This window comes from Pseudomonadota bacterium, assembly GCA_016927275.1.
Lineage (GTDB): Bacteria > UBA10199 > UBA10199 > 2-02-FULL-44-16 > JAAZCA01 > JAFGMW01.
Genome location: JAFGMW010000024.1, coordinates 1 through 6,950 on the forward strand (window position 1 = coordinate 1; position 6,950 = coordinate 6,950).

Genomic DNA, 6,950 nt, shown 5'->3' on the forward strand with positions numbered 1-6,950 from the left:
CGATATGTTGCGTATTAATTGCAGAGAATCGAACAGGTGGCTATGCGCCCTGCATCAGGGGGCCGTCTTGCTGCGTCAGTCCAAATATGCATATAAATCAATGGGTTGTTTGGGTGGGCCGGTTTAATGTTGTTGACGCGGCGCACTCCGGAAGATAGAAACTTTTGCCTTTGACCCACATCCCACGAGGAGGATCACATGATAATCGGCGTCCCGAAGGAGATAAAGACCAAGGAATCGCGCGTGGCAATCACCGCCAGGGGCGCGAAGGGGCTCGCAGAGGCGGGGCACACCGTGTATGTGGAGCGCAACGCGGGGGCGCACTCCGGCATCGCGGACGAGGAGTACGTAAAGGCCGGCGCGAAGATCGAGAACAGCGCCGAGGCGGTCTGGAAGAAGGCGGAGATGATCGTCAAGGTCAAGGAGCCGCTCGAGAGCGAGTACAAGTACTTCCGCCCGGATCTCAACATCTTCACATACCTCCACCTGGCCAGCGTACCAAAGCTCGTCGACGCGCTCTGCGAGTACAAGACCCTCTCCATCGGCTACGAGACGGTCGAGACCGACGACCACAGGCTCCCGCTGCTCACCCCCATGAGCGAGGTCGCGGGCCGCATCGCAACGCAGATCGGCACATATCTCCTCCACCGCAACCACGGCGGCAAGGGGCTGCTCCTCGGCGGCGTGACCGGCACCAGGCGCGGCACGGTCGTGGTGATCGGCGGCGGCATCGTGGGCATGAACGCGGCGGACGTGGCCTTCGGACTCAGGGCTGAGACGGTGGTGCTGGACGTGAACGACCAGAGGCTGCACGAGATCGAGAAGAAGTACGGCGGAAAGATGAAGGGGGTGAAGTCCACGCCGGCGACGATCGCCGAGTGGACCGCTAAGGCCGACCTGCTCGTGGGCGCGGTCCTCATCGCGGGCGATCGGGCCCCGCACCTGGTGAGCGAGCAGATGGTCACCACCATGCAGCCCGGCTCCGCGATCGTGGACGTGGCGATCGACCAGGGCGGGTGCGTGGAGACGATAAAGGCGACCAGCCACGACGACCCCACGTACCTCAGGCACGGCGTGATCCACTACGCGGTGCCCAACATGCCGGCGCTGACTCCACACACCTCCACCGAGGCGCTCACCACCGCCACGTTCCCGTACGTGCTGGATCTCGCAAACAAGGGCGTGGAGAGGGCCATCGCCTCCGACCACGTGCTGGCCAAGGGGCTGCAGACAAAGGGCGGCAAGGTCACGCTGCCGGTCCTCCAGAAGCTCTTCCCGCAATGGGCATAGCGAAGAAAAAAACAAGGGTCCACATGCTCCCGTGGGCGAGGCGCAGGGATCTCGCGAAGTTCCTCGCAACTGCGGGAGCGCTCGACTGCGTGCTCGCGGGCGACCGCTGCGCGGTGAAGATCCACTTCGGGGAGAAGGGAAACGACGGCTACATCCGGCCCGAGCTCGTCAAGCCGGTGATAGATCTGATAAGGAAGAAGAAGGCCGCCCCGTTTCTCACCGACACATGCACCATCTACCACGGCCCGCGCAACAACGCGATCGGCCACCTCGCGATCGCGGCCGAACACGGATTCACGATCGAGGCCCTGGGCGCCCCGGTCATCATCGCGGACGGGATGCGCGGCACTGAGCACTGCGACGTGGAGGTGCGCGGCAGGCACTTCTCGAAGGTGAAGATCGGCTCCGCGATCCGCGAGGCGGACTCGATCGTCGTGCTCTCCCACTTCAAGGGGCACCTGCTCACCGGATTCGGCGGGGCGATCAAGAACCTCGGCATGGGCTGCGGCGCGCGCATAGGCAAGTTCGAGATGCACTCGTGCGCCTCCCCCACCTACGTAGAGAAGCTCTGCACCGCATGCGGAGCCTGCGAGGAGGCATGCGCTCACGGCGCAGCCAAGGTGGGCACGAAGAGGGCATCCATCAACCTCTCGCTCTGCGTGGGCTGCGGCGAGTGCGTGGTCGCCTGCCCCACCGGCGCCCTCACCATCACGTGGAGCGAGGGGGCGCGCGAGGTCCAGGAGCGAATGGCCGAGTACGCTGTCGGAGCGGCGGACGGAAAGAGGCTCGCCTTCGTGAACTTCATCAACCACGTGACACCCAACTGCGACTGCCTGAGCAAGGGGGAGAGATCCATGGTGCCCGACATCGGGATACTGGCATCGGCCGACCCCGTGGCCATAGACCAGGCATCGTTCGACCTGGTGCTAAAAGCAGCGGGCGGCGACGTGTTCGAAGAGGCCCATCCCGGCATTGACGGCACGATCCAGCTGGCCGCCGCAGAGGAGCTGGGGCTCGGGCGCCGCAGGTACGAGCTCGTTCAGATATAGAAAAAACAACAACTTCCAGTCCAAAAATCCGCGCAACTTTTTTCCCGGGGATGCGATAAAGGGGTTGGAGGCAATGAGGGGGCCCAGAGGGGGGCAGGTGAGCGGTTTCTGCAGACAGGTGAGCAACGACGCGAACGCCTATGCCATATGCGAGCATATGGCCTCTTCTTACAATTTGACACTCGCCGACATGGACAGGGGGGTGCCCAGGGTCAAAAGGCCGGAGGGCCGCGAGGCCTGTCTCGACCCGGGGGAACCGGACGGCAGGCTCGATCCGGCTGAGGTCTATGCCAATGCGATAGATCTCGCCGAGATCGAAGAGGACCGAAACCGCGCCTGGGCAAGAGGGGGCGATTCCTTCACCTTCGACTCGCCGTTCCAGAGATTCCTCTCCGAGAAGGCCGACATGCGAATCCCATGGCTCTTCGACGACCTCAAGGATGACGGCGGAGCGGAGTGGCTGTTCGGCCGCGTCCTGATGAAGGTCGACGGTTTCACGAGATCCCTGGCGATGAAAGGGTCAAAGAAAGGGACCGAGAATTACAAGAGGGCCCTCGCCATGGAGATATTCCGCTTCATGCGGAAGCCGGCGAGACGCGGCGGGATGGGAATAAAATCGGGCGACGACGGCAGTCACGAAAACATCCACCGGGTCTTCAGCTCCAAGAGCGCCAGCTGCATCGAGTTCGTCAACCTCTACATCGCGATCGCACGGCAGGCGGGGCTCGAGGCCAGGCCGGTCGAGGTCTACACGGACAGCGATGGAGAAGGCATAAGCCACGTGGCGGTCGGAGTCGAACTCGGCAGAGGCGAGGTCCTGTTCCTCGATGCGGACGGCGACATCGGCCTGGGCGAGAGACAGAGGTGGTCCTTCATCAGCAGGCAGGACCTGCTCGCATACGACTACAATTCCCGCGGCCAGCTGAACTGCGAAAACGAACCCTCCTGCCAGCGTTCACTCTACAAGAGGGCCATGGACTTCTCCCCCGGTCAGTACATGGTGATGTACAATATGGGACACCTGGAATTCGACGCGGGCGACTATCAGTCCTCGATCGAATACTTCAAGATGGCAGTGGATGAGTTCCCCGATCTCTACGAGGCCCGCTACAATCTCGCGAAGGTGCACGATCTGGTCGGGAACGAAGAAGAGGCGATCAGCGAATGCGCAGCATACATGCGCCTGAGCGGCGACGACGACTGCCGGAAATGAGAAGGCCCGATCACATCTCCGTCAATTTTTCTTCTTCTTGCCGGCGACCGCCTTGGGAGCAAACAGCGGGTGGCCTGGCTTGGGCTCCGGCTTCGGCGCAACGACCTTCGCCTCCGCAACGTATGCCGAGCCCTCCTTGCCCTTCTCAACCCGCGCTATCAAATCACCTTGAAATCCCCTGCCGGCGATCTCATCCGTTGAGAACCCTCCGTCCAGGAGCGCGCCAACTATCGCCTCGTCGCTGGAGCCGGAGGCCCTGAGCGCGGAGATCAAGGAGTTCATCTTGGCGCCCCTGGCCTGCGCCTCCCCCTGGGCTCTCATACTGTCTATCTCGGCCTGACTGGGCTTTGGTCCCGGCTTCTGCACCTGTCCTGATCCTATCATATTTCCCTCCCTCCTCCGGCCCAGGGGGTGGCCATTCCCTGGCCCGCGATGAGCTTCGCTTTCAGCCATTGGCTATGAATTGCATCATCCATGCCATCGGCCCGGGGGAGACAACCTGAGCAAAACGCCTTTTAAAGGGATCTGACCGGGTTTTAAACAGATGCGGCGTATAAAACAGCGTTATCCTTTTGAAAAGAAATGCAGACAACGTCAATCCTTTGACGTTCATGGCTTATGCCAGAGTCATGAGACAGAGGGGTGAGGCCAGCCACTTGAGTTGTGCGCAGCTTTGGGCGATTAAGACACCATGCTCCTGGCCATCGACATAGGCAACACGCGCGCATCAATCGGGCTCTTTGCAGGCACAAGGCTCATGAAACGGGGCTCGATCGATTGGCCAGCCCGCCCATCTGTGCGCGCGATCGAGCAGAAACTTAACGCCTTTGCAGGAAAGGGCGCGCATCATGCGTGCATCGCGAGCGTGGTTCCCCGCCTCACGCCGATCTTCGCCGCTGCGTGCAGGAAGGCATCGGGCACCAGGCCCTTGATAGTGACGCCGCGCAACGCCGGCGTCCGCATCAAGGGCTACAACATAAGGCAGCTGGGCATCGACAGGCTGCTGGCCGCGGCCGCCGCCCACCGCAGGCACAGGCGCGCCGTGATCGTCATCGACGCGGGCACCGCCATGACCATCGACCTCATGACCGCGCGCGGCGAGTTCGCGGGCGGGGTGATACTCCCGGGCATCGGTTCCTCGGCGCGCGGCCTGGGCGAGATCGCCGCCAGGCTCCCCTGCGTGCCCCCCTCCCGCGCGCGCAGGGTGGTGGCCAAGAACACGCGCGACGCGATCCGGGCAGGCCTCTTCTTCGGCTACGCGGGGCTCATCGAGCGCATCGTGGAGCGCATGGTCAAGGAATCACGCGCAAGGCCCCTGGTGGTGGCAACAGGCGGGGATGCTGCGCTCATCAAGCGCGCCTGCCCGATCGTCGCGCGCGTGCACCCGGACCTGGTGCTCGAGGGATTGATGATCAGCGCTTCCGGCCTTTTCCTTCGTCGTCTGGCGCGCTCGCCTCGCTACTCGTCGCGAAAAGATCGCTGATTTCTCAACACAAGATTAATACTGTCGGCACGAGTTCGGTGTCTTCCGCTGTCAGCCCCGAACTCGTGAAATCAGTCGCTCTTTTCGCGTCCTCATACGCTCGGTCTCGCATCCCGAGCACTCAATGCCTTGAGTGCTCGGGAGGAGCGCCTTTATGTCTCCTTCGGAAAAGGCCGGAAGCGCTGCTTGTCTCTTAGTTAAAATACTTCAGGGCTTTGGAATTGATTTCTCTATCTCTAGAATGATGTCCCAGGTGCCGGGGTTGGTCTTAGTTTTGTCCTTTGCCGCGAGGTATTTCTCTTTGACCTCCTCGATCGTGAGAGAAGGCGATGTCTCATCAAGGTCATACTCCCTGCCCCCAAAAGGCATCACGTGTTTTACGAAGAGGTACTTGGCTGAAATCTCAAAGGTGCCCTCCTCCATTGCATATCTTGCAAAAGACCTGAACGCTTTGGCATCGCCAAAATATATCCCAGCGGAATGAGCGAGGTCCTCATTCGGATTTATCTCTGCCCAAGCATTTATGAAATCGTACGGGTCATATTCGTTTTTGACCCAACGCAAGAGACGAGACATGCGATGGAAGGGCTGCTGTGCGATTCGGCCCCTACGGTGCCGCACTCTGGTTTCCTTATGCCAGCTTATCCTGTTGAAGAGTGAATCCTTGCCCGGAGCAAGCGCGTTATCCCAATGGTGGGCGAGTTCGTGGGCGATCAGGTCGGGTCTGATCATGCTTGTGATGGCGATGATGCTTTGTCCATTGTCGAAGCTCTTGCATACTCCCGCATCAAAATACATTCCAGACACGAACACAAACCCCATCAACCTGCGGAACATCTCGCTCGGCAATTCATCCAGGGTCTCCCACAACAAAGTGATTCTGTCGCCGAGCTCCTCGACCGGAAGAGTCATGTCGAACGCCGCGGGAAACATTCCATTATAATCGCTTACGAACAGCGATTCATCGTCTTCGGTTTTCTTGAGTTCAACCCGGCCCGGCACCATACCGAGCAGGGCACCTGTTTTATCGTAAACGAATGACAAGACCTCTTTGTCTCCGTACTGCTTAACGAATAACTCTTTCAACGCCACGATCTTGAATTCCGAGCTCTTGTAGTCCCGGCCGCTGAAAACATCGAGGAGCTTTCGGATGACAAGGGGGGGATTCGCAAGGTCGCCGAGTTGCTTGCGAAGGCAGTTTCTGATGCAGTCGCGCGTGTTCTCATCAGCCCTGTCAAAGAGATGGCAGAGGTCTTGTGACGCTTGGTCCCGAAAGTCTCCGACCCCGGTGCAGATATCTATCAGCTCGAGAATTTTATCTCTGTCTGCGGGCTGGTCTGCAAACCACTTCACCCGTTCGCGGAGTGCCGGATTACCGATCAGCATGTACTTTAAGAATTCGTCGTCAAACCCCGCATCCCGCAGGCTCGCCCACTCCATCCCCGTGATATCGCCCTCCGCGCCTCTGCCCAGCGCGGAGCAGAGCACGTCCGCCTGCTCCGGGGTTTCGGTGAGAGCCTCGCACTCCTCGCGCGTGAGTCCCTCGGGGTCGTGCGCGTAGGCGTCGATGACTTTCTGGGCTAATTTGGATACTGACACTGTACTCCCATGGTGGTTCATTGCCCCCTGTTTTATTATCGGCAGCCGCCCCCAAAAGTTGCCACGTTTTACATGACAAATAAGCCTATATATTCAACTAGTTATAGGCTATGATAGCAGGAAGCCCCCCTCCTATTGAATCCGGCGTTGAGTGCCGATTTGACGGAGCGGGTCGGAGTGCTCTCCGCAGCGTGGCTCGAGGAGGCCGGATTCAATAGCCCTATGATATACCGGCCGACGAAAGCCCCCGATGACCTTCAGACAGTCTGGTTCATCTAATGATGAAATGCCGGGGCGTGGGAACTGCGCCCCGGCC

At 60.2% G+C, this 6,950-nt stretch carries 6 protein-coding genes; 4 read left to right on the plus strand and 2 right to left on the minus strand.

Features of this window, described 5'->3' with window-relative positions:
- Window positions 1-198: 198 nt before the first annotated feature.
- The 3 genes from ald to JXA24_01455 all read left to right on the plus strand — a co-directional run bounded on the left by ald (window position 199) and on the right by JXA24_01455 (window position 3,552).
- Window positions 199-1,290 (plus strand): alanine dehydrogenase, encoded by a 1,092-nt coding sequence (ald, locus tag JXA24_01445; GenBank protein ID MBN1282422.1) that lies wholly within the window; start codon window positions 199-201, stop codon window positions 1,288-1,290.
- The gene (locus JXA24_01450) at window positions 1,281-2,339 is read left to right on the plus strand and encodes a DUF362 domain-containing protein (protein MBN1282423.1); all 1,059 of its coding nucleotides are present in this window, start codon (window positions 1,281-1,283) and stop codon (window positions 2,337-2,339) included. Before ald ends, JXA24_01450 begins: the two co-directional genes overlap by 10 nt.
- Window positions 2,340-2,436: 97 nt before the next feature.
- A complete protein-coding gene (locus tag JXA24_01455; protein ID MBN1282424.1) occupies window positions 2,437-3,552 on the plus strand; it encodes a tetratricopeptide repeat protein in 1,116 nt (371 codons plus the stop codon).
- Between the two features lie 21 nt (window positions 3,553-3,573).
- On the opposite strand, the gene JXA24_01460 is transcribed toward JXA24_01455, so the two are convergent.
- Window positions 3,574-3,936, minus strand: a complete 363-nt coding sequence (locus JXA24_01460) for a hypothetical protein (GenBank protein MBN1282425.1) — start codon at window positions 3,934-3,936, stop codon at window positions 3,574-3,576.
- A 307-nt stretch (window positions 3,937-4,243) separates the two neighbouring features.
- Between JXA24_01460 and JXA24_01465 the strand changes: the two genes are divergently transcribed.
- On the plus strand, window positions 4,244-5,035 hold the full coding sequence (locus JXA24_01465; protein ID MBN1282426.1) for a type III pantothenate kinase: 792 nt from the start codon (window positions 4,244-4,246) through the stop codon (window positions 5,033-5,035).
- Between the two features lie 207 nt (window positions 5,036-5,242).
- Here JXA24_01465 and JXA24_01470 read toward each other — a convergent pair whose 3' ends face one another.
- Complete coding sequence (locus JXA24_01470) at window positions 5,243-6,655, minus strand: hypothetical protein (GenBank protein MBN1282427.1); 1,413 nt, start codon at window positions 6,653-6,655, stop codon at window positions 5,243-5,245.
- Between the last annotated feature and the right edge of the window lie 295 nt (window positions 6,656-6,950).